Origin of the sequence: Comamonas sp. 7D-2, from assembly GCF_022749555.1 — a bacterium.
GTDB classification, from domain to species: Bacteria; Pseudomonadota; Gammaproteobacteria; order Burkholderiales; family Burkholderiaceae_C; genus Comamonas; species Comamonas thiooxydans.
Genome location: NZ_CP094238.1, coordinates 1,281,906 through 1,301,797, shown reverse-complemented (window position 1 = coordinate 1,301,797; position 19,892 = coordinate 1,281,906). Strand labels below are relative to the sequence as shown.

17 protein-coding genes are annotated in these 19,892 nt (G+C 63.1%); 11 read left to right on the top strand and 6 right to left on the bottom strand.

The annotated features are described in order from the left end of the window. Window positions 1-14 precede the first annotated feature (14 nt). Window positions 15-995 carry a tripartite tricarboxylate transporter substrate binding protein BugE gene (locus tag MPZ60_RS05895; protein WP_034359925.1) on the bottom strand — a complete coding sequence of 327 codons (981 nt, stop codon included), beginning with the start codon at window positions 993-995 and terminating at the stop codon, window positions 15-17. Between the two features lie 236 nt (window positions 996-1,231). On the opposite strand from MPZ60_RS05895, the gene MPZ60_RS05890 reads away from it, so the two are divergent. After that, the gene (locus tag MPZ60_RS05890) at window positions 1,232-2,140 is read left to right on the top strand and encodes an AEC family transporter (RefSeq protein ID WP_012837347.1); all 909 of its coding nucleotides are present in this window, start codon (window positions 1,232-1,234) and stop codon (window positions 2,138-2,140) included. Window positions 2,141-2,196: 56 nt separating this feature from the next. Here the strand turns inward: MPZ60_RS05890 and queG are convergent, their stop codons facing one another. Continuing rightward, window positions 2,197-3,237 carry a tRNA epoxyqueuosine(34) reductase QueG gene (gene queG, locus MPZ60_RS05885; protein WP_034359923.1) on the bottom strand — a complete coding sequence of 347 codons (1,041 nt, stop codon included), beginning with the start codon at window positions 3,235-3,237 and terminating at the stop codon, window positions 2,197-2,199. 12 nt (window positions 3,238-3,249) lie between these two features. Between queG and tsaE the strand changes: the two genes are divergently transcribed. The 3 genes from tsaE to MPZ60_RS05870 all read left to right on the top strand — a co-directional run bounded on the left by tsaE (window position 3,250) and on the right by MPZ60_RS05870 (window position 5,710). Further along, window positions 3,250-3,771, top strand: coding sequence for a tRNA (adenosine(37)-N6)-threonylcarbamoyltransferase complex ATPase subunit type 1 TsaE (tsaE, locus tag MPZ60_RS05880; protein ID WP_034359921.1), 522 nt, complete (start codon window positions 3,250-3,252; stop codon window positions 3,769-3,771). Further along, the gene (locus MPZ60_RS05875; protein WP_034359920.1) at window positions 3,768-5,309 is read left to right on the top strand and encodes an N-acetylmuramoyl-L-alanine amidase; all 1,542 of its coding nucleotides are present in this window, start codon (window positions 3,768-3,770) and stop codon (window positions 5,307-5,309) included. Before tsaE ends, MPZ60_RS05875 begins: the two co-directional genes overlap by 4 nt. Window positions 5,310-5,494: 185 nt before the next feature. Next, a complete protein-coding gene (locus MPZ60_RS05870) occupies window positions 5,495-5,710 on the top strand; it encodes a glycine zipper 2TM domain-containing protein (protein ID WP_003064466.1) in 216 nt (71 codons plus the stop codon). 107 nt (window positions 5,711-5,817) lie between these two features. Here MPZ60_RS05870 and MPZ60_RS05865 read toward each other — a convergent pair whose 3' ends face one another. Beyond that, window positions 5,818-6,471, bottom strand: a complete 654-nt coding sequence (locus tag MPZ60_RS05865; RefSeq protein ID WP_003064464.1) for a DedA family protein — start codon at window positions 6,469-6,471, stop codon at window positions 5,818-5,820. 381 nt (window positions 6,472-6,852) lie between these two features. Here MPZ60_RS05865 and MPZ60_RS05860 point away from each other — a divergent pair, with 381 nt between their 5' ends. The 3 genes from MPZ60_RS05860 (at window position 6,853) to MPZ60_RS05850 (ending at window position 10,425) form a co-directional block, all read left to right on the top strand. Beyond that, window positions 6,853-7,101 (top strand): hypothetical protein, encoded by a 249-nt coding sequence (locus MPZ60_RS05860; RefSeq protein WP_003064462.1) that lies wholly within the window; start codon window positions 6,853-6,855, stop codon window positions 7,099-7,101. A gap of 110 nt (window positions 7,102-7,211) precedes the next feature. Then, a complete protein-coding gene (mutL, locus tag MPZ60_RS05855) occupies window positions 7,212-9,452 on the top strand; it encodes a DNA mismatch repair endonuclease MutL (RefSeq protein WP_080746204.1) in 2,241 nt (746 codons plus the stop codon). 97 nt (window positions 9,453-9,549) lie between these two features. After that, window positions 9,550-10,425, top strand: coding sequence for a MurR/RpiR family transcriptional regulator (locus MPZ60_RS05850; protein WP_034359919.1), 876 nt, complete (start codon window positions 9,550-9,552; stop codon window positions 10,423-10,425). A 99-nt stretch (window positions 10,426-10,524) separates the two neighbouring features. Here the strand turns inward: MPZ60_RS05850 and MPZ60_RS05845 are convergent, their stop codons facing one another. Both MPZ60_RS05845 and MPZ60_RS05840 read right to left on the bottom strand, forming a co-directional pair. Continuing rightward, window positions 10,525-11,229 (bottom strand): aspartate/glutamate racemase family protein, encoded by a 705-nt coding sequence (locus tag MPZ60_RS05845; RefSeq protein WP_034359918.1) that lies wholly within the window; start codon window positions 11,227-11,229, stop codon window positions 10,525-10,527. Then, complete coding sequence (locus MPZ60_RS05840) at window positions 11,226-12,722, bottom strand: MFS transporter (RefSeq protein WP_052057711.1); 1,497 nt, start codon at window positions 12,720-12,722, stop codon at window positions 11,226-11,228. The genes MPZ60_RS05845 and MPZ60_RS05840 overlap by 4 nt, the downstream gene beginning before the upstream one ends. A 524-nt stretch (window positions 12,723-13,246) precedes the next feature. Here MPZ60_RS05840 and gdhA point away from each other — a divergent pair. Next, on the top strand, window positions 13,247-14,593 hold the full coding sequence (gene gdhA / locus MPZ60_RS05835) for an NADP-specific glutamate dehydrogenase (protein ID WP_003064453.1): 1,347 nt from the start codon (window positions 13,247-13,249) through the stop codon (window positions 14,591-14,593). 104 nt (window positions 14,594-14,697) lie between these two features. Here gdhA and MPZ60_RS05830 read toward each other — a convergent pair whose 3' ends face one another. Continuing rightward, window positions 14,698-17,403, bottom strand: coding sequence for an HAD-IC family P-type ATPase (locus MPZ60_RS05830; RefSeq protein ID WP_034359915.1), 2,706 nt, complete (start codon window positions 17,401-17,403; stop codon window positions 14,698-14,700). 443 nt (window positions 17,404-17,846) lie between these two features. Between MPZ60_RS05830 and MPZ60_RS05825 the strand changes: the two genes are divergently transcribed. The 3 genes from MPZ60_RS05825 (at window position 17,847) to MPZ60_RS05815 (ending at window position 19,878) form a co-directional block, all read left to right on the top strand. Continuing rightward, window positions 17,847-18,788 (top strand): tripartite tricarboxylate transporter substrate binding protein, encoded by a 942-nt coding sequence (locus MPZ60_RS05825; RefSeq protein ID WP_080746203.1) that lies wholly within the window; start codon window positions 17,847-17,849, stop codon window positions 18,786-18,788. 178 nt (window positions 18,789-18,966) lie between these two features. Continuing rightward, window positions 18,967-19,419, top strand: coding sequence for a cupin domain-containing protein (locus MPZ60_RS05820; RefSeq protein ID WP_034359911.1), 453 nt, complete (start codon window positions 18,967-18,969; stop codon window positions 19,417-19,419). Window positions 19,420-19,512: 93 nt separating this feature from the next. Beyond that, the gene (locus MPZ60_RS05815; protein ID WP_034359909.1) at window positions 19,513-19,878 is read left to right on the top strand and encodes a DUF5329 domain-containing protein; all 366 of its coding nucleotides are present in this window, start codon (window positions 19,513-19,515) and stop codon (window positions 19,876-19,878) included. Window positions 19,879-19,892 lie beyond the last annotated feature (14 nt).

Genomic DNA, 19,892 nt, shown 5'->3' with positions numbered 1-19,892 from the left:
AGCAGATCAGCTGCTTAGTCCAGTGTCAGCTTCTGCTTGGCCACGACCTGCTTGTAGGTTTCGAACTCTTCCTTCAGTTCCTTGGCGAATTCCTGAGGAGAGTTGCCCACCACCAGCGAGCCGGTGTCTTCGATGCGCTTCTTGACCGCGGGGTCCTGCAGCACCTTCTTCACTGCGGCATTGATCTTGTCGACCATGGCCTTGTCCATGCCCTTGGGGCCCAGAATGCCGTAGGAAGCCATGCGATTGACCTGGGGCAGACCCACTTCCTTGAAGGTGGGCACGTCAGGCAGCACGGCCAGACGCTGGGGAGCTGCCACGGCGATGGCCTTGAGGCGGTTGTCCTTGATGAAAGGCAGCGCCGAAGGCAGGTTGTCCAGAATCATGGGGATCTGGCCGGCAACCGCGTCGTTCAGGGCCGGGCCCGCGCCGCGATAAGGCACATGGGTCATCTGGATGCCGGTCAGCGACTTGTACAGCTCCATCAGCATGTGCTGGATGCCGCCCGTACCGGACGAGCCATAGGAGTACTTGCCGGGATTGGCCTTGAGTTCGGCCTCGAAAGCCTTGTAGTTAGCCGCGCCGGGGAACTTGGGGTTCACGGCGATCACATTGGGCGTGGCCGCAATATTGATGATGGGCGTGAAGTCCGTCAGCGGGTTGTAGGGAGTCTTGGGGTTGATGGCCGGATTGGTGGCCATGGTCGACAGCGTGGAAATGCCCAGGTTGTAGCCGTCGGGCTTCTGGCGCGCGGTTTCCTGCGCACCGATGACGCCGCCGCCACCGCCCTTGTTGTCCACCACCACGGACTGACCCAGTTCCTTGCTCAGCGGCTCGGCGATCACACGCGCAATGATGTCGGTCGTGCCGCCTGCTGCAAAGGGCACCAGCAGCTTGATGGGCTTGGTGGGGTAGTTGGCCTCTGCCAACACACCGGTCGAGAAACCTACAGTTGCCAGAGCCATTGTCAGGCCCACGCACATACGACGATTCATGAAGGGGTCTCCTTATGAGTTCTGAAATTAACGGCTGATGGTACGTGCCGCAAAAAACCCGACACATTCTTGTTAGCCCTGATTTCTCAGTAATTACCCTAGATTCACACCATTTCCTTGAAGCGCATCAAAGTTCAGCTCGAATGAGCCGAGCGACAACAGTAAGTACTACTACATAGAAACTTGGCGACAGCTTTCTCTCAGCAAACCTATGACCGGCCCTATGCTTACAGGCCGTGAACTATCTAGAACTGCTTTTTCCCGATTTCGCGCTCATCGTGCTGGGCTATGTGCTGTGCCGTTTCACGCCCATCAACCGCAGCGTCTGGCAAGCCGTGGAGCAGCTCGTCTACTACCTGCTGTTTCCGGTGCTGCTGTTTCACTCCATCACGCGCAACCCGATCCAGTGGGGCGACGCCAGCCAATTGCTGGCTGCCGGTGTGCTGGGAGGCCTGCTGGGCATTGCGCTGACCTACAGCCTTCCACACCTGCCTCTTCTGGGCCGGCGCATCGATGCACGTGGCTATGCGGGAGCAGCGCAAGTGGCGTTTCGCTTCAACTCCTTCATCGCGCTGGCACTGGTTTCGCGCCTGGCAGGGCCGGACGGACTGCTCTATGTCTCGGTGCTGATCGGCGTATCCGTGCCGCTGTTCAATGTGGCCGCCGTCTGGCCCATGACACGTGGCAGCGACCAGCATTTTGTCGGTCATCTGCTGCGCAATCCGCTGATCATCGCCACCGTCAGCGCCCTGCTGTTCAATGCCGCCGGACTGAAAATTCCGGCCTTGCTCGAAGCCCCCGTGGCACGCATCGGTGCGGCCTCGATCGCACTGGGCCTGATGGCCGCCGGCGCCGGCCTCAAGCTCAGTGCTCTGGCCAGCAACAAGCTGCTGGCCAGCGAGTTGCTGCTGATACGCCATGCCATCCAGCCGCTGATCGCCTTTGCCATGGTTCAGCTGTTCCACCTCAACCAGCCGCAGGCGATTGCGCTGATGGCGTTCTCCAGCCTGCCTACTGCCTCGTCCTGCTATGTGCTGGCTGTGCGCATGGGCTATGAAGGCTCGTTTGTGGCCAGTCTGGTGTCGCTGTCCACGATGCTGGGCGTGCTCAGCCTACCCTTCGGGCTCTGGCTGATCGGCATTTAAATTTGATAGCCTCTTGCGCTTACTGGATAAGCGATAGAGGCCAATTTCACTAAAAGTCAGGCGCGCTGCGCCAGCGCCCAGGCCACATGTTCGGCCACCACGGGGTCGGGATGATCGGCCCGGCTCTGCAGCGCGGCTTTGAGTTCGGGCCTGCCGGTTTCGCGCCAGGCATTGCCCAGGGCCACGGCCACATTGCGCAGCCAGCGCGCATGGCCAATGCGGCGGATGGGGCTGCCCTCGGTCACGCGCAAAAAAGTGGCTTCATCCCAGGCCAGGAAATGCACCAGTTGAGTGTCGGCCAGTCCGGCGCGGGCGTCGAAGTCCGGCAAGACGCTCGGATGGGCAAACTTGTTCCAGGGACAGGCCAGCTGGCAGTCATCGCAGCCATAGATGCGGTTGGCCATCAAGGGCCGCAGTTCCTCGGGAATGCTGCCCGCATGTTCGATGGTCAGATAGGAGATGCAGCGCCGCGCATCGACCTTGTGCGGCGCGATGATGGCGCCCGTGGGACAGGCGTCTATGCAGGACGAGCAGCTGCCGCAGTGCGCTGTGACGGGGACGGTGGGCTCTAGCGCAAAGTCTACATAGATTTCGCCCAGAAAGAACATCGATCCGGCCTCGCGGCTCAGCACCAGGGTGTGCTTGCCGCGCCAGCCCTGGCCGCTGCGGCTTGCCAGCTCGGCCTCCAGCACCGGGGCGGAGTCGGTAAAGGCACGGTGGCCGAACGGGCCTATTTCCTGTGCGATGCGCTCAGCCAGCTTCTGCAGGCGGTTGCGCAGCACCTTGTGATAGTCACGGCCTCTGGCGTAGATGGAGACAATGCCTTCTTCGGGACGCTTGAGCCGATCCCATTCCACGGCCTGCCAGCCGTCCCCGGTCTCGCGCGGCAGATAATCCATGCGCGCGGTAATCACGCTCACCGTGCCGGGAACTAATTCCGCTGGCCGGGCTCGTTTCAAACCATGGGCCTGCATGTAATGCATCTCGCCATGAAACCCTTGCGCCAACCATTGCAGCAAACCGGGTTCTGCCGAGGACAAATCCACGCCCGCCACGCCGATTTGGGAAAATCCCAGCTCGCGAGCCCAGGCTTGCATCAAAGGAACCAATTGACTGCTGCTCAACATACACCCCGAATTGTAGGAAGCGAGCCCACACCGGCGCTGGCGCAGTGCCAGATACTCTGGCAAAGCGAACAAGATACCGAGCGCTTTGCCCGGCAACTGGCCGCCCTGCCCCAACTGCGCAACGCCTATGTGACCCTGCATGGCGACCTGGGTGCGGGCAAGACCACGTTGGTGCGTCACTGGCTGCGCGCCCTGGGCGTGCAGGGCCGCATCAAGAGCCCGACCTACGCAGTGGTGGAGCCGCATGAGGCTGGCGATCTCTCGATCTGGCACTTTGACTTCTACCGCTTCGACGATCCGCGTGAATGGGAAGATGCAGGTTTTCGTGACATTTTTGCCAGCGCTGGACTCAAGCTGGCAGAATGGCCCGAAAAGGCTGCAGCGGTTACACCTGTTGCGGATATAGCTATCCATATCGAAGCAATTGACGATGTGCAGCGACAGGTGACGCTCAAGGCCGGCACCCCCGCAGGCTGCACCGTGCTTGAAGCATTGACGGCATGAGCAAAACAACTTTCTCCACGGCTTTTCCGGACCTGCCCCGACTAGGTCTTTCCCGACCGGGTCTTTCCCGACCGGGTCTTTCCCGACCGGGTCTTTCCCGCCGCAATCTGCTGCAGGCAGGCGGCGTGGTTCTGCTGCTGGGCCGCCAGCATATTGCGCAGGGCGCGAGCATCGTGGCCGTGCGCGTCTGGCCCGCACCTGACTACTCGCGCGTCACGCTGGAATCCGATATTCCGCTGACGGCCAAGCCGGTCTTCGTGCCCAGCCCGCCGCGGCTGGCCGTCGATATCGAGGGCCTGGATCTGAACCCGGCGCTCAAGGAACTGGTGGCCAAGGTCCGCTCCGACGACCCCAATATCGCCAGCATCCGCGTTGGCCAGTTTGCGCCCGGCGTGGTGCGTCTGGTGATCGACCTCAAGCAGGAAGCCCGGCCCCAGGTCTTCACGCTGGCCCCGATTGCTCCCTACAAGCACCGGCTGGTGCTGGACCTCTACCCCGCCAAGGCCGTGGACCCGCTGGAAGCCCTGATCAGCGAGCGCCTGCGCGATGCCGGCAGCACGGCCGCCGCCCCGGCACCGCACAACCCCGCCATCACGACACCGCCCCCTGTAGCGATTGCGACAGCCCCTCCGGCCGACCCCCTGGGTGATCTGATTGCCCAGCGCAACCAGCGGCCCAGCGCGCCAGCACCGGCTCCCGCGGTAATTGCACAGGCTCCGGCACCGGCTCCCGTGCCGCCGCCGCCTGCTCCCGCGCCACGCCCGGCACCGACGCCAAGGCCTGCACCCAATATTGCCACCTCGCAAAGCACGGACCGCATCATCATCGTGGCGCTGGACCCCGGCCATGGCGGCGAAGACCCCGGCGCCACCGGTCCCAGCGGCCTGCGTGAAAAAGACGTGGTGCTCAAGGTCGCCCATCTGCTGCGCGAGCGCATCAACAACTCGCGTATAGGCGGCAGCCCCATGCGCGCCTTCATGACGCGCGACGCCGACTTCTTCGTGCCCCTGGCCACACGCGTGGAAAAAGCCCGCCGCGTCCAGGCCGATCTGTTCATCAGCATCCATGCTGATGCCTTCACCACCCCGGCAGCGCGCGGTGCCAGCGTGTTTGCGCTCAGCGAACGCGGGGCATCGAGCACGGCCGCCCGCTGGCTGGCCAACAAGGAAAATCAGGCCGACCTGGTGGGCGGCCTGAACGTGGGCGGACTGCAGGATCAGCATGTGCAGCGCATGCTGCTGGACATGAGCACCACCGCCCAGATCAAGGACAGCCTCAAGCTGGGCACTTCGCTGCTGGGCGAAATCGGCAGCATGGCCAAGCTGCACAAGGCCCGCGTGGAGCAGGCCGGCTTTGCCGTGCTGAAGGCGCCCGACATTCCCAGCGTGCTGGTGGAAACGGCCTTCATCAGCAACCCCGAGGAAGAAGCCAAGCTGGCCTCTGCCGCCTACCGCGAGCAACTGGCCGATGCGCTGATGACGGGCATACGCAAGTACTTCGCCCACAACCCGCCCCTGGCGCGCAGCCGATCGGTTTAAGTGCGCGCTTACACAAAACCACCATGCTGGCTGTCAGCCGACAAGCCGGCTCGATGACAGTCGCCAAGCCTGAATGACACAGGCTTGGCCCTCTCTCCTACCTGAAAGCCAGGGCAGAAGGTTCAAGATCAAGGCGTGTTCTTATGAAAGCTGGCCTCTAGGGCAAGCTGTACAGGAGAGACCTCATGAAACTGCGAACTCTTGCCATCACCGTGTCTGCTGCCTTCACGCTGGCCATGGCAGGCTGCTCCACCTCGCCCACCAATGCCCAGATCGGCACCGGTGTCGGCGCCGTCGCTGGCGGCGTGGTCGGTGATGCACTGTTTGGTTCCACTTTGGGCACCGTAGGCGGTGCCGCGGCAGGCGCGCTGATCGGCAACGAGGTAGGCAAGCGCAAATAAACGCCTCGATCCGATCTGAATTCCCAAAAAAGAAGCCCCGGCTTGCCGGGGCTTTTTCATGGGTCAGCGCTTTTCCGGTCGGGGCAAAGCACTGTCAAGAGTGCAGATCAGGCGGTCCTGGCTTTTTCGGCCTTGCCGGCGCGCCAGGCACCAAAGATGGCGATCAGACCGGGCACCAGGATCAGACCCCAGATGATTTTTTCAAGATTGTTCTTCACCCACTCCATATTGCCGAAGAAGTAGCCTGCGGCGCTGATGCCCACCACCCAGAGCACGGCCCCCACAACATTGAACAGGCTGAACTTGGCGCGGCTCATATGAGCCACACCGGCCACGAAAGGTGCAAAGGTGCGAATGAAAGGCATGAAGCGCGCAAGAATGATGGTCACGCCGCCATAGCGCTCATAGAAGTTGTGGGCCTGGTCAAAAGCCTTGCGGTTGAACCATCGCGAGTCCTCCCACTGAAACACCTTGGGGCCCAGGTAGCGGCCTATCGTGTAATTGCTTTGGTCACCCAGGATGGCTGCTGCCAGCAGCACCACCACCGCCAACGGGTAGCTCATGTAGCCGGCACCGCACAGCGCGCCGACGATGAACATCAGCGAGTCACCGGGCAGGAAAGGCATGACCACCACACCGGTTTCGACAAACACGATGATGAACAACAGGGCATACACCCAAGGCCCATAGGCCACGACAAAGGCTTCCAGATGCTTGTCGATATGCAGGATGAAGTCGATCAGAAACTGAATGATTTCCAAAACACGGTCCTCAAAAATGGATTGGCATACCGGCGTATGCCGGCCAGTAATGTACTGCGCCCCCAAAGCCCGCAGACGCTCCACCCTTTGCTGTAGTGCCATGTTTTTGAGAGCAAACTCACAGCTGCTTGCAGACTGCAACAAGGCCGGCCTTTTAATGCTGGTTTGTTACAAGTTTTGATAAAACTAAACGTCAACAATACGTCAGCTTGCCATTTCTGCTGGCACAGTAGAGATGTGTCGCCGCAAGCCGTGCATTGCAAATCACGACATCGGCCCCCTGGCCAACAAAGTCCGGCGTCTCCAGCCTCCCGCATGCGCAGGAGTGGGCACAGAGACCAGACCGCTTTCCATAACTAGCACGACGAGAGGAATACGAACATGAAGACATTCACAATGCGCTATGGCAAGGCCCTGACTCTGGCAGCCGCACTGACCGGCGCACTGGCACTGGGCGGCTGCGCCCATGGCCCCAGCCGTCAGCAAGTCGGTATCGGCGCAGGTGCCGTGGCCGGCGGTGCAGTGGGCAACGTGCTGTTTGGCGGCCCCGTGGGCACCATCGGCGGTGCCGCCGCCGGTGCTCTGATCGGCAACGAACTGACCAAGGGCGGCTACCGCCACCGCCACTAAGCCCTGCGCCCGCGGGTTCAACGAAGAGCTGCCAGAAGTATTCCGGCGGCTCTTTGTGTTTTCCCCTTTCAAAAAACTCACTTCCCGGCCGGTTTGTACAGCCGCCTAGAATGGTTGCCGTGAACGCAACCAGCCCCGAACTCTCCCCCTCTCCTACCGAAACCGCCGACCAGGCTGCCCCCGTGCGCCGGCCGATTCGCGACCTGCCCGACGAGCTGATCAGCCAGATCGCCGCCGGCGAGGTGGTCGAGCGCCCCGCCTCCGTGGTGCGCGAACTGGTGGACAACGCTCTGGACTCGGGCGCAGCCCAGATCACCGTGCGCCTGCTGGCCGGCGGTGTGCGCCTGATCGCGGTGGAAGACGACGGCTGCGGCATCCCGCGCGACGAGCTGCCCGTGGCCCTGCGCCGCCATGCCACCAGCAAGATCAGCGATCTGCACGATCTGGAAACCGTGGCCACCATGGGCTTTCGCGGCGAGGCACTGGCCGCCATCGCCTCGGTATCGGAAACCTCCATCTTCTCGCGCCCTGCAGGTCAGGACTCGGCCTATCTGCTGGATGCACGCAGCGGCGAGCTGCGCCCCGCCGCACGCAACCAGGGCACGACCGTAGAGGTCAAGGAGCTGTTCTTCTCCACGCCCGCGCGCCGCAAATTCCTCAAGACCGATGCCACCGAACTCGCGCATTGCATAGAGTCCGTGCGTCGCCATGCGCTGGCACGCCCCGATGTGAGCTTTGCCATCTGGCATGAAGGCAAGCTGGTCGAGCAATGGCGCGCTGCCGGCAGCACGCCCGACGAAGCCTTGTCGCGCCGCCTGGCCGATGTGCTGAACGACAAGTTTGTCGACAACTCGGTCGCCGTCGATCACTGGGCCGGCCCCGTCCACGTCACGGGCCGCGCCGGCATCCCGGACGCGGCGCGCTCGCGTCCCGACCAGCAGTTCTGCTATGTCAACGGCCGCTTTGTTCGCGACAAGGTATTGACGCATGCGGCCCGCTCTGCGTATGAGGACGTGCTGCATGGCAACAAGCAGCCGGTCTACGCGCTCTATATAGAGATCGACCCCGCGCGTGTGGATGTGAACGTGCATCCCACCAAGATCGAGGTGCGCTTTCGAGACAGCCGCGAAGTCCACCAGGCGGTGCGCCACGCGATCGAGAACGCGCTGGCCACGCCGCGCGCCGCGGCCGTGGTCGAGGCGGCTGCCCAGGAAGCCGCCCGCCAGCCCGGCCTGATCGACGAGAGCACTGCCACGCCTGTCCCGGCCAAGCCCGCGACCAAGCCCGTCGCAGCCCCTGCCTGGCCGCAAACCCGCATGAGCTTTGGCGAACCCGCCATCGGCAATCCCGTGCGCGATCTGGCCAAGCTCTGGGAGCCCATGCGCGAAGCCACTGCTAAAACCGCGCCCGCGCCCCAGATGGTGACTGCGGCACCAGCCCCAGCGAGCGCCACGCCTGCGACGCCTGAATCATCGGCCCCCGGCGCGACCACGATCACCAACACCACGGCCATGCCAAGCCCCGTGCCTCAGCCCGAGGACGAAGGCATCAGGCTGCGCCCTTCGGGCCAGTCCAGCTACTTTCAGCGAAAAGCGCCTGCACCCCAGATGCAGGAAGCGCCAGCCGCTACTGAGATCGTTGCCAATGCTGCAGCTGCAGCCCCGGTCGAACCTGCTGCTACCACGCACACTGCCGAACATGCCGCAGCGCCAGCAGCGCAACCACCCGTGACGGCTGCGGCAGACAACACCCCCGTCTGGCCGCTGGGCCGGGCCGTGGCCCAGCTGCATGGCGTCTATATCCTGGCCGAGAACAGCCAGGGCATGGTCATCGTGGACATGCATGCCGCCCATGAGCGCATCGTCTATGAGCAGCTCAAGAGCGCCGTGAATACGGAAAATGGCGACCAGCAGATTCCCAGCCAGCCGCTGCTGATTCCCGCCACCTTTGCCGCAACGCCCGAGGAAGTCGCCACGGCCGAGGCCCATGCTGAAACCTTGCTGACCCTGGGCATGGAGGTCTCGCCCTTCTCGCCCAAGACCCTGGCCGTGCGCGCCGTGCCGGCCACGCTGGCCCAGGGCGATGCCGTGGAGCTGGCGCGCAGCGTGCTGGCCGAACTGGCCCAGCATGACGCCAGCACCGTGGTGCAGCGCGCGCGCAACGAGATTCTGGCCACCATGGCCTGCCACGGCGCGGTGCGCGCCAACCGCAAGCTCACGCTGGACGAGATGAATGCGCTGCTGCGCCAGATGGAGGTGACCGAGCGCTCCGACCAGTGCAATCACGGCCGCCCCACCTGGCGTCAGCTGAGCATGAAGGAGCTGGATGCGCTGTTTCTGCGCGGGCGCTGATGGCCGGGCTGCAACAGCCGCCAAATAGCCGCTACATTGCCGGTATCGACCAAAACAGCGGGCCGGAAGATCTGTCCCCCGCCTGCCATCCGCCGTCATGACCCCCAGCTCCTCCACCCCGGAACCCGCCGAAGCCCACTCCTTCATCGCCCGCGTGCGTGCGGCCCTGCCGCAGCTGCCGCCCTCGGAGCGGCGGCTGGCGGAATTCCTGCTGGACTTTCCCGGCAATCTGTCGAGCTATGCGGCGGCCGAGATGGCCAAGCTCACGGGGGTATCGAATGCCACGGTCACTCGCTTCATTCAGCGGCTGGGCTACGAAGGCTACGAGGATGCGCGCCGCCATGCTCGCGCCCAGGGCGACAACGGCTCGCCGCTGTTTCTGGCTGCCGCATCGGCCCAGGGCAAGCCCACGGCGGATGTGATTGCCACCCATCTGCGCCAGGCCTCTGAGAATCTGGCTGTCACCATAGGACAGATCTCGGCACAGCAGCTGGAGGACATCGCCCTGGCGCTGATCGGCGCCCGACAGCTGTTCTTTGTCGGCTATCGCCAGAACCGCAACTTTGCCGCCTATCTGCGCTGGCAGCTGCTGCAGGCACTGGAGATGCCCAGCCAGGTCATCCCCGGCGCCGGCGAGACCCTGGGCGAATACGCGGCCCAGATCGGCGAAAACGATGTTGTGGTGATCTTTGCCCTGCGCCGCAGCGTGCGCGTGGTCAGCGAGTTCGCGCGCCAGGCCAGGCTGCTGGGTGCCCGCCTGATCTGCATCACCGACCATGCCAGCCCGGCCCCCGAGGCGGACTGGCTGCTGCGCGTGCAGACCTCGGCACCGGGACCGCTGGACAATCACACGGCGCTTTTCATGCTCTGCCACCTGATTGCCACGGCTACCTTGCAGCAAAGCGGCCAGCCGGGGCGCAGACATATGGCTGCCATCGAGACCAGCCACGATGCGCTGGACGAGATGCTATGAAATCAAAAGCTTGTTGCGCTTGTTATTCATAGATTTCAGATATTTTTCAACCTAAAACCCATGAATGACTGGCGGTATAAGCTCTTGAATCAATAGCAATCAGCTAGCGACGGCGACCGACAGGCCGGCCAGCGCCGCCTGCATCGCGGCCACCACGGGCGACAGCACCGGCACCTCAAAGCGCGGCGCCAGCCACAGCGCGGCTTCGGACAACGGGCCGCCGCCGATCACCACGGCCTGTGCGCCATCGCGCTGCACGCATTGGGCCACGGCATCGCCCAGGCGCTCGCACTGCAAGGCCGGATCTGCAGCCAGCACCAACGGCTCGCCCTGGGCAATGCGCGTGCCGCAGAACCAGGGCGCCAGGCCCAGCGTCGCGACCGAGGCGGCAATCGAAGCCTCCAGCCCCGGCGTGGTGGTCGCAATGCCAAAGCGGCGCGGACGCCCCTGCTCATCCCGAGCGGCCTGCAGCATCGCTGCCTCGCCAATGCCGAAGGCGGCAACTCCGGCCGGCAAGGCCGCTCTCAACAACTCCAGCCCCGGATTGCCAAACGCGGCCACGATGATGGCCCGCCCAGCCTGGCTGTCATCGCCCTGGGCAAAGCCCAGGCCCAGCCGCAGCACCTCCTGCTCGGCGAGCTTCAGTCCCGCCTCGTCGGTAATCATGGCCGCTCCCCGCTCGGCCGTCGCACCGTGCAGCAGTACGCCGGGCGGCAGACAGGCCCGCGCCTGTCTGAGCATCAGCGCCGTGGTCTGCTGCGAGGTATTGGGATTGATCAGCAGAATATGCATGCCAGCCTTCATGCCGTGCGCTCCTGAGCGCTTGCAGGTACGCCTGCAGCCGCTGCAGACTCCTCCTGTGAATGGGATTCACCACCCACGCCTTCCTCGATGGAACGGCCAAAGGTCTCGGGGGCAAACTGCACGGCAATCGCAAAGATGAAATACATGGCCGCGATCATGCCGAACATTCCGGAGACGCCGTGCAGGTCGAACATCTTGCCCGCCAGCACCTGGGACATGGCGCCGCCAATCGTGCCCAGCGCCAGCAGGAAGGAGGTTCCCAGCGCACGAATGCGCGTGGGGTAGAGCTCGGGCGCAAAAATCCAGATGGAGGTGTTGAGCGTCAGCACGCAGAACTGGAACAGCGCACCACAGACCAGGATCATGGCCACGCTGTCGGTGAAGTTGCCGAACGCCAGCCCCGCAAGGCAGGCGGCAATCGCCCCTACCGTCAGCACCCGCTTGCGCGGGAAGTAATAGCCCATGGTCGATGCCGCGATCGCCCCAAGCAGGCTGCCCATCTGCATGACGATGGTGAAGCTGAAGCTCTTGGTGATGGAATAGCCCTGAGCGACCAGAATCGTCGGCATCAGCGTGAGCACCGAGAGCTGCGCGCCAAACGTCATCCACGAAGCCAGGCCCACGGCAATCGTGCGCCGCGCATAGCCGCCCCTGAAGATGTCGGTGAAGGAGCTGCGCTGCACGGTCTGAGCGGCAGCCGTCTGCTCTTGTGCGCTGCCTGGGGTGATGAACTCGCGCAGTTCGTACTGCGCATTGGCCAGCTTGCCGGCCGCCAGCATGCTCAGCACCTGATTGGCTTCCTCGACCCGTCCCTTGGAGAGCAGAAAGCGCGGCGTCTCCGGCACGAAGCGGCGGTAGAACACGATGAAGATGGCCGGCATGACCAGGCAGCCGAACAGCCAGCGCCAGGAATCATCGCCCGGGAACAGCGTGAACACGCCCAGGGCAAATGCCGGCGCCAGCATATTGCCCAGGCCGCCGCCGCCTACATTGATGAGACCGACTGCCGTGCCGCGAAAGCGGGCCGAGCAGAACTCCGCCAGCATGGTCACGGCCGTGGTGATTTCTCCGCCCAGCCCAAAGCCCACGATGGCACGCGCCACGGCGAGAAACGCGTAATCGGGCGCCAGCGCGCAGCCGACGGCTCCCAGCGTGAACAGCGCCAGGTTCACATTGAGCATGAAGCGTCGCCCCATGCGGTCGGCCAGGTAGCCCGACAGCAAACGCCCCATGGCGGCGGCAAAAAAGGTGATGGTGTTGAGAAAGGCAATGTCCGTCGCGTCCAGCCCCCATTGCTGGCGCAGCAGGGGGCCGACCAGGCCGACCGCGTTCTGTTCGAACACATCGAAGAGCACACCGCAGACCACCAGAAAGATGATGCTTTTGTGCGAGCGCGTCACACCGATCTGGTTGAGCGCATTTTCCAGTTGCTGCATCTGCGCCGCACTGGCCTTGCCTGACGCCGAGGGCGTCACGGGGATCTCAGCTGCCATATCCACCTCCTCTTGGTTGAGGGCTGGCCTGGCGCAGGGCAGGCAAGCCGATTGAAATAAATTTTTCCTTATTAAAAAATATGAAATTTAAATTTCAAATCCAGATTTACCCAGGCCCTGAGGCCAGCTGCGCAGTCTCCCAGCTCAGGCGTGCGGCCTGGTTCATGAAAATCAGTTTTCACGATTGCAGATTTCGTGCCTGAAATCACATGCACCACTCTGGTGCTAGCACAGATAAGACAGGGCGAGCGCATGAAGCCGGCCGTCACGAAACGAAAACACTTGTGCGACAGGCAGCAAAAATGTTTTTACGACACCGGGATGAAAAATCCTTTACTTCAACTGCACCATCCAAGTGCCTGAAAACTAAGAATAAATACGGCAGCAATGTTCCAAATTTGGGCATTTGCGCACCAGAATTGCGCTCCCATGCACCGAATCCATGCATGACTGCATAACTTTTTGGCATAATTTTGGTTTCGCGAGTTTCAGCGCATTCCTCTGTCCCTGTCAGAAAGTTCTCTATGAAGTACGAGTCCGTAGGCCAATTCCTGGAAGAAGTGGCACAACGCAACCCCGGTCAGCCCGAATTCCTGCAAGCCGTCACCGAAGTGATGGAAAGCCTGTGGCCCTTCATCGAGAAGAATCCCAAGTACGCCGAGCACGCCCTGCTGGAGCGCCTAGTCGAGCCCGAGCGCATCATCCAGTTCCGCGTGAGCTGGACTGACGACAAGGGCCAGGTGCAGGTGAACCGCGGCTTCCGCATCCAGCACAGCATGGCCATCGGCCCCTTCAAGGGCGGTCTGCGCTTCCACCCCTCGGTCAACCAGTCCGTGCTGAAGTTCCTGGCTTTCGAGCAGACCTTCAAGAACGCTCTGACCACTCTGCCCATGGGCGGCGGCAAGGGCGGCTCCGACTTCGACCCCAAGGGCAAGAGCCCTGCCGAAGTCATGCGCTTCTGCCAGGCTTTCGTGTCCGAGCTGTTCCGCCACGTGGGTCCCGACACCGATGTGCCGGCAGGCGACATCGGCGTGGGCGGCCGTGAAGTGGGCTACATGGCCGGCATGTACAAGAAGCTGTCGAACACTGCGGCTTCCGTGTTCACCGGCAAGGGTCTGTCCTTCGGCGGCTCGCTGATCCGCCCCGAAGCCACCGGCTACGGCACCGTCTACTTCGCCCGTGAAATGCTGGCCACTCGCGGCCAGTCCTTTGAAGGCAAGACCGTGTCCGTGTCCGGTTCGGGCAACGTGGCTCAGTACGCCGTGGAAAAGGCCATGGAGCTGGGCGCCAAGGTCGTGACCGTGTCCGACTCCTCGGGCACCGTGTACGACGCTGCAGGTTTCACCACCGAAAAGCTGGCCATCCTGATGGATGTGAAGAACCACAAGTACGGCCGCGTCAGCGACTACGCCAAGCTGGTTTCCGGCGTGGAATTCCTGGCCGGCAAGAGCCCCTGGTCCATCAAGGTGGACGTGGCCCTGCCTTGCGCCACTCAGAATGAACTGAACGAAGCCGATGCCAAGACCCTGATCGCCAACGGCGTGCTGTGCGTGGCTGAAGGCGCCAACATGCCCTCCACCAACGAAGCCGCCCGCGCCTTCGAAGCTGCCGGCGTGCTGTACGCACCCGGCAAGGCATCCAACGCCGGTGGCGTGGCCACTTCGGGTCTGGAAATGTCGCAAAACTCGGCCCGCCTGTCCTGGCCCGCAGAAGAAGTGGACGCCCGTCTGCTGCAAATCATGCAAAGCATCCACGCTGCTTGCGTGAAGCACGGCAAGCGCGAAGACGGCACCATCAGCTACATCGACGGCGCCAACATCGCCGGCTTTGTGAAGGTGGCCGACGCCATGCTGGCACAAGGCGTGATCTGAGCGTCAGGTGCTCGTCACTCGCAAGAAAGGCCCTTCGGGGCCTTTTTTCATGCCCTCGGCCAGGCAGTGAAACGATGGCTTGAATGCCTTGCGTGCACAGCGCTCTAGGCCCGCACGCCCAGTCTCATCCAGCGCACCAAGAGCTTCTCGACCTCCAGCAACAGCAGCAGGGCAACACCCAGCCCTATCGCCAGCAGTCCGGCCGCCAGGTCGACAGGACGGCTGTCGAACAGTGCCTGCATGGGCGGGGTGTAGGTGAACAGCAGTTGCACCAGGGTGACGCCGGCCACGCCCAGCAGCACCGCCGGGGTGCCCAGGACGCCGCGCAGGCTCAGCGAGGTTCCCTGCGTGTAGCGCACGCTGAACAGATAGAAGATCTCCATGATCACCAGCGCATTGACCACGATGGTGCGAGCCAGTTCGACCGAGTCGCCGCGGCGCAGCGACCACTCGAACATGCCGAAGCAGCCCAGCGCGAACAGCACCGAGACCAGGGCGACGCGCCACAGCAGATAGGGCTGCAGCAACTGCTCGTCCGGCGAGCGCGGCTTGCGCTGCATCAGCGTGGGCTCGGGCGGCTCGAAGGCCAGCGTCAGGCCCAGGGCCACGGCGGTGACCAGATTGACCCAGAGAATCTGCACCGGAGTGACGGGCAGGGACAGGCCCAGCAAAATCGCCGCGACGATGACAATCGCCTGACCGCCGTTGGTCGGCAAGGTCCAGGCAATGACCTTGCGCAGGTTTTCGTAGACGGTGCGCCCTTCCTTGACGGCGGCGACGATGGTGGCGAAGTTGTCGTCGGCCAGCACCATGCCTGCGGCCTCCTTGGCGGCAGCCGTGCCGGTGATGCCCATGGCCACACCGATGTCGGCACGCTTGAGTGCCGGTGCGTCGTTGACGCCGTCACCAGTCATGGCGATGACGCTGTGATCTGCCTGCAGGGCCTGCACCAGGCGCAGCTTGTGTTCCGGACTGGTACGGGCGAATACCGTGGAGGCTCTGGCCACGTCGATCAGCTGGGCATCGTTGAGCCCGTCCAGCTCATGGCCTGAAGTGACTCGGATGGTGTCGGCCAGCGCCAGCTCCCTGGCGATGGCGGCAGCGGTGGCAGCATGGTCGCCGGTGATCATCTTCACGGCAATTCCGGCGCTGCGGCATTCGTGCACGGCCTCCTTTGCCGATTCTCGCGGCGGATCTATCATGCCCAGCACGCCAAGCAGGGTCAGGTCCTTGACGTCGGCCATGTCCACCCTGTCCTTGGCATCCTCGGGCGCGAAGCTGGCCAGACCCAGCACGCGATAGCCTTTGGCCGCCAGGGCATCGACCTGCTCCAGCCAATAGGCTGCATCCAGCGCCTGCAGGCCTTCAGCGCCCTGCTGGTCGCGGCACATGGCAAGAACCTGCTCCGGAGCCCCTTTGACGAAAACCACGGCTGGAGCATCAACTGGGCGGTGCAGAGTGGCCATGTAGCGGTGGACTGCATCAAAGGGAACTTCGTCGAGTCGGCGCCAGTCCTGACGCAGGCGCTCCACATCCAGACCGGCGCGCGTGGCCAGCGTCACCAGCGCGCCTTCCATGGGATCGCCTTCGACTGTCCAGGCCGTACCTTCGGCATGCCTTACATGGGCGTCGTTGCAAAGTGCCGCGCCCGTGGCGAAGTGCAGCAGCTGTGGATGCAGCGCAGGCTCGATCTCCTCGCCCGCCAGGGTGAAATGCCCCTGGGGCGCATAGCCCTCGCCTTCTATGTCGAAGCGGGAACCGGGCAGCACCACGGCGCGCACGCTCATTTCGTTGCGTGTCAATGTACCGGTCTTGTCGGAGCAGATGACCGAGACGGCGCCCAGTGTTTCAACCGCCGGCAGACTGCGCACGATGGCATAGCGTGCGGCCATGCGCTGCACGCCAATGGCCAGCGCAATCGTCATGACCACGGGCAGGCCTTCGGGGATGGCCGATACGGCAATGCCAACCACAGCGATAAAGGCGTCGGCTGTGTCGTAGTCGCGCACCCACAGCGCAAAGCAGAACATCAACGCGGACAGGCTCAGTATGGTGACGGTGAGCTGACGCGCGAAACGGTCCATGAGCCGCGTCAGCGGGGTGGCCAGTGTCTGCACCGAACCCAGCATGGTGCTGATCTGGCCCAGCTCGGTACGCGGGCCTGTGGCTACCACCACACCCAGGCCTTGCCCCGCGGCAACCAGGGTGCCGGAGTAGGCCATGGAAAAGCGGTCGCCGAGAGCGGCATCGACAACCACCGGATCGGCCGACTTGTCGACGGCCACCGATTCCCCGGTCAGCATGGCCTCGTCCAGCTTCAGGCTGCTGGCGCGCAGCAGGCGCAGATCGGCCGGGACGCGATCGCCAGCCTCGAGCAGCACGCAGTCGCCGGCGACAAGTTCTTCTGCAGGCACCGCCATGCGCAAGCCGTCGCGCAGCACATTGGCGCGACTGGAAACCATGGCCTTCACGGCGTCCAGTGCCTTCTCGGCACGGCCTTCCTGCACGAATCCGAAGACCGCATTGATCAGCACCACCGCGAGGATGACCCCCGTATCGACCCAATGCTGCAGCAAGGCGGTGACCACGGCCGAGCCCAGCAGCACATAGATCAGCAGATTGTTGAACTGCGACAGAAAGCGCGCCAGCATGCTGCGCGAAGCGGCAGCAGGTAAGGCATTGGGTCCTTGCTGCTGCAAGCGCTCGCGGGCCTCTCCAGAGCTCAGCCCGGCGGCAGTCGATTGCAATTGAGTGAGTACGGTATCGGTAGCCAACGCGTGCCAGGCGGCAACGCGGTTCTGTTCCTGCATCTGAGACTCCCTGACGATTCAACTGAAACGCTTGTGAGCCGGATCTGTGCCCGGTTGGCTGGCTGCCGCGGAGAACGCGCCGTTGCATGGAATGCGCTGGGCAGGCCTTGCCACCGACTATAAGCAGGAATATCGATCATTGATTGACTGCAACGGGCTGATTGCCCCCGCCAGCCAACACTGCAGCGAAATCGGACTTTCAAGCTCGGCAGTGCGCCCTGCAGCTGGCTCAGCCAGCCCTACCGGCGCGAGGCACCGGCTAAAAATCAGTTGAACCACTGGTTTTCATGGATTCCTCCCCACATGAAATCTCATGACAATCAATTAAATTTTGTTGAGCAATTCAACACCAATTACTGAATCAACCTTCGCCACAAATAATTGTGGAACTTATGAATCCAGACCGCGCCACTCTTTCCCGCCGACTTTGCATCGCCTGTGCCATGACCAGCCTGTTCGCAGGCGCGGTGCAGGCACAGGATGCCTATCCCAGCAAGCCCATCCGCATCGTGATTGGCTATGCTCCGGGCGGCTCTGTCGACATGGTCGGCCGCGTGGTCGGGGACATACTGGCCAGGCAGTTGAACGCCACCGTCGTGGTCGAGAACGTGCCGGGCGCCGCAGGCGTGGTGGGAGCGCAGCGCGTGGTATCGGCCAAGCCCGACGGCTACACCTTGCTGGCAGGCTCCAGCAACGAAATGGCGGGCACCAAATTTGTGAATGCCGCGCAGAAGTACGATCCGGCTATAGATCTGACCCCGGTGAGCCTGACCGCCCAGGCCCCCAATCTGTGGGTGGCCGGTGCGCATGTTCCCGTCAAAACCGTGGATGACTTCGTCAAACTGGCCAAAGCCAACCCCGGCAAATACAGCTACGGCAGCCCCGGCATTGGCTCGACGCCGCATTTTTCGGGAGAGCTGATCAAGAAGACTGCGGGTGTCTACCTGGTTCACATCCCCTACAAGGGCTCTCCCGCCATGACCAGCGATCTGGGCGGCGGCAACCTGGACTTCGCCATCCTCTCGCCAACCGCTGCAGCACCGCTGGCGCAGTCCGGAAAAATCAAGATTCTTGGCGCAACCACAGCCACCCGCATCGCCACGCTCAAGGAGGTGCCGGCGCTGGCAGAACACCCCGCGCTCAAGGGCTATGCCTTGAGCGGCTGGTTTGCTTTGGCTGCCCCCAAGGGTCTGCCTCCGGAAGTGCTGACCAAGCTGCAAAAAGCGATACAGACAGGTCTCGCCGATCCAGCCATCCGTCAAAAGCTGGAAGCAGCTGGAACCCCGCCCGCCAAGGGCAATGAAAGCCTTGCCCAGGTGATGCGCACCGACATGGATAAATACGCCGAGCTGGTGAAGTTCGCGAGGATCACGGGCGACAACTAAGGCAGCGGCCTGCAGCTCCCTATGCTTTCCTGCCCGCAGGGTCTTGCATCACCGCGCCCAGGTTTGTTTTCGGCAACCCTGCGACTAGGGCAGCCCCCATGGCATGGCCGCACTCCTTCCCGGTAAAAGTGACAGGTTTCACCACTTGTCTCCGTCAAAAACCTTGGAGGGTAATTTCATGTCCTTGACTCACCGCGCCAGCTTTTCGACCCTGCTTTGCAGCAGCGCCTTCATGTTGTTCAGCCAGAGCGCCCTGGCCCAGGCTGCTGCACCCCAGGCGGGTATGCCCCAGCCGGGTGCGGCTCAGACCGGAGGCCTGTCCCGGACCATGGTCGGCAAGGCCGATGTTTCGGTACCGGGCCGCGAAGCCGTGGTGGCCAAGGTGGAAGTCGCCCCAGGCTCACGCGCGGGCCGCCATACCCACCCCGGCGACGAGATCAGCTATATCAGCGAGGGTGAGGTCGATCTGCTGATCGACGGCCAGTCGCCGCGCACGCTCAAGGCCGGCGAAACCTTTGTCGTTCCCGCTGGTGTGATTCATGACGCACACAATGCCAGCAATGGCACGGTCAAGCTGATTGGCGTGTATGTCGTGGAGAAGGGCAAGCCTCTGGCCACGCCGGCCCCTTGAGCACCGCACAGCTTCGACCGACCAACACAAGGCCGCAGTCCATCGCTGCGGCCTTTGTTTTTGCTCGACTCTTCTTCTGTAGGATCAACCCACATGAAGCACACCATTACCGCCCTGCTGCTGGGTGCAGCCTGCAGCTTGAGTCTTGCCGCATCGCCCACACCGGCCGCGACTCAGGAGATCGAGTACCTGATCGGCCACCTCAAAACCTCGGGCTGCGAGTTCCAGCGCAATGGCAGCTGGCATGACAGCGCCAAGGCAGCCGAGCATCTGCGCGGCAAATACGACTATCTGCTCAAAAAGGGCTGGGTGGCAACAGCCGAGGACTTCATTGCCCGCGCAGGCACGGAGAGCAGCATCAGCCACAAGCCCTACCAGGTGCGCTGCAGCGGCAAAGAGGCCGAAGCCAGCGCCAGCTGGCTGCAGGCCGAGCTCAAGCGCTACCGCAACCGCCAGTAGCGCTCAGCAACCCG

Excerpts from the sequence above, each read along its gene's own strand:
- MPZ60_RS05850 (WP_034359919.1), top strand. The coding sequence starts at position 9,550 with ATGACCCCCAGCTCCTCCACCCCGGAACCCGCCGAAGCCCACTCCTTC.
- MPZ60_RS05825 (WP_080746203.1), top strand. The coding sequence starts at position 17,847 with ATGACCAGCCTGTTCGCAGGCGCGGTGCAGGCACAGGATGCCTATCCC.
- MPZ60_RS05875 (WP_034359920.1), top strand. The coding sequence starts at position 3,768 with ATGAGCAAAACAACTTTCTCCACGGCTTTTCCGGACCTGCCCCGACTA.
- MPZ60_RS05895 (WP_034359925.1), bottom strand. The coding sequence starts at position 995 with ATGAATCGTCGTATGTGCGTGGGCCTGACAATGGCTCTGGCAACTGTA.
- mutL (WP_080746204.1), top strand. The coding sequence starts at position 7,212 with ATGGTTGCCGTGAACGCAACCAGCCCCGAACTCTCCCCCTCTCCTACC.
- MPZ60_RS05845 (WP_034359918.1), bottom strand. The coding sequence starts at position 11,229 with ATGAAGGCTGGCATGCATATTCTGCTGATCAATCCCAATACCTCGCAG.
- MPZ60_RS05870 (WP_003064466.1), top strand. The coding sequence starts at position 5,495 with ATGAAACTGCGAACTCTTGCCATCACCGTGTCTGCTGCCTTCACGCTG.
- MPZ60_RS05820 (WP_034359911.1), top strand. The coding sequence starts at position 18,967 with ATGTCCTTGACTCACCGCGCCAGCTTTTCGACCCTGCTTTGCAGCAGC.
- gdhA (WP_003064453.1), top strand. The coding sequence starts at position 13,247 with ATGAAGTACGAGTCCGTAGGCCAATTCCTGGAAGAAGTGGCACAACGC.
- MPZ60_RS05815 (WP_034359909.1), top strand. The coding sequence starts at position 19,513 with ATGAAGCACACCATTACCGCCCTGCTGCTGGGTGCAGCCTGCAGCTTG.
- MPZ60_RS05860 (WP_003064462.1), top strand. The coding sequence starts at position 6,853 with ATGAAGACATTCACAATGCGCTATGGCAAGGCCCTGACTCTGGCAGCC.
- MPZ60_RS05840 (WP_052057711.1), bottom strand. The coding sequence starts at position 12,722 with ATGGCAGCTGAGATCCCCGTGACGCCCTCGGCGTCAGGCAAGGCCAGT.
- MPZ60_RS05830 (WP_034359915.1), bottom strand. The coding sequence starts at position 17,403 with ATGCAGGAACAGAACCGCGTTGCCGCCTGGCACGCGTTGGCTACCGAT.
- queG (WP_034359923.1), bottom strand. The coding sequence starts at position 3,237 with ATGCAAGCCTGGGCTCGCGAGCTGGGATTTTCCCAAATCGGCGTGGCG.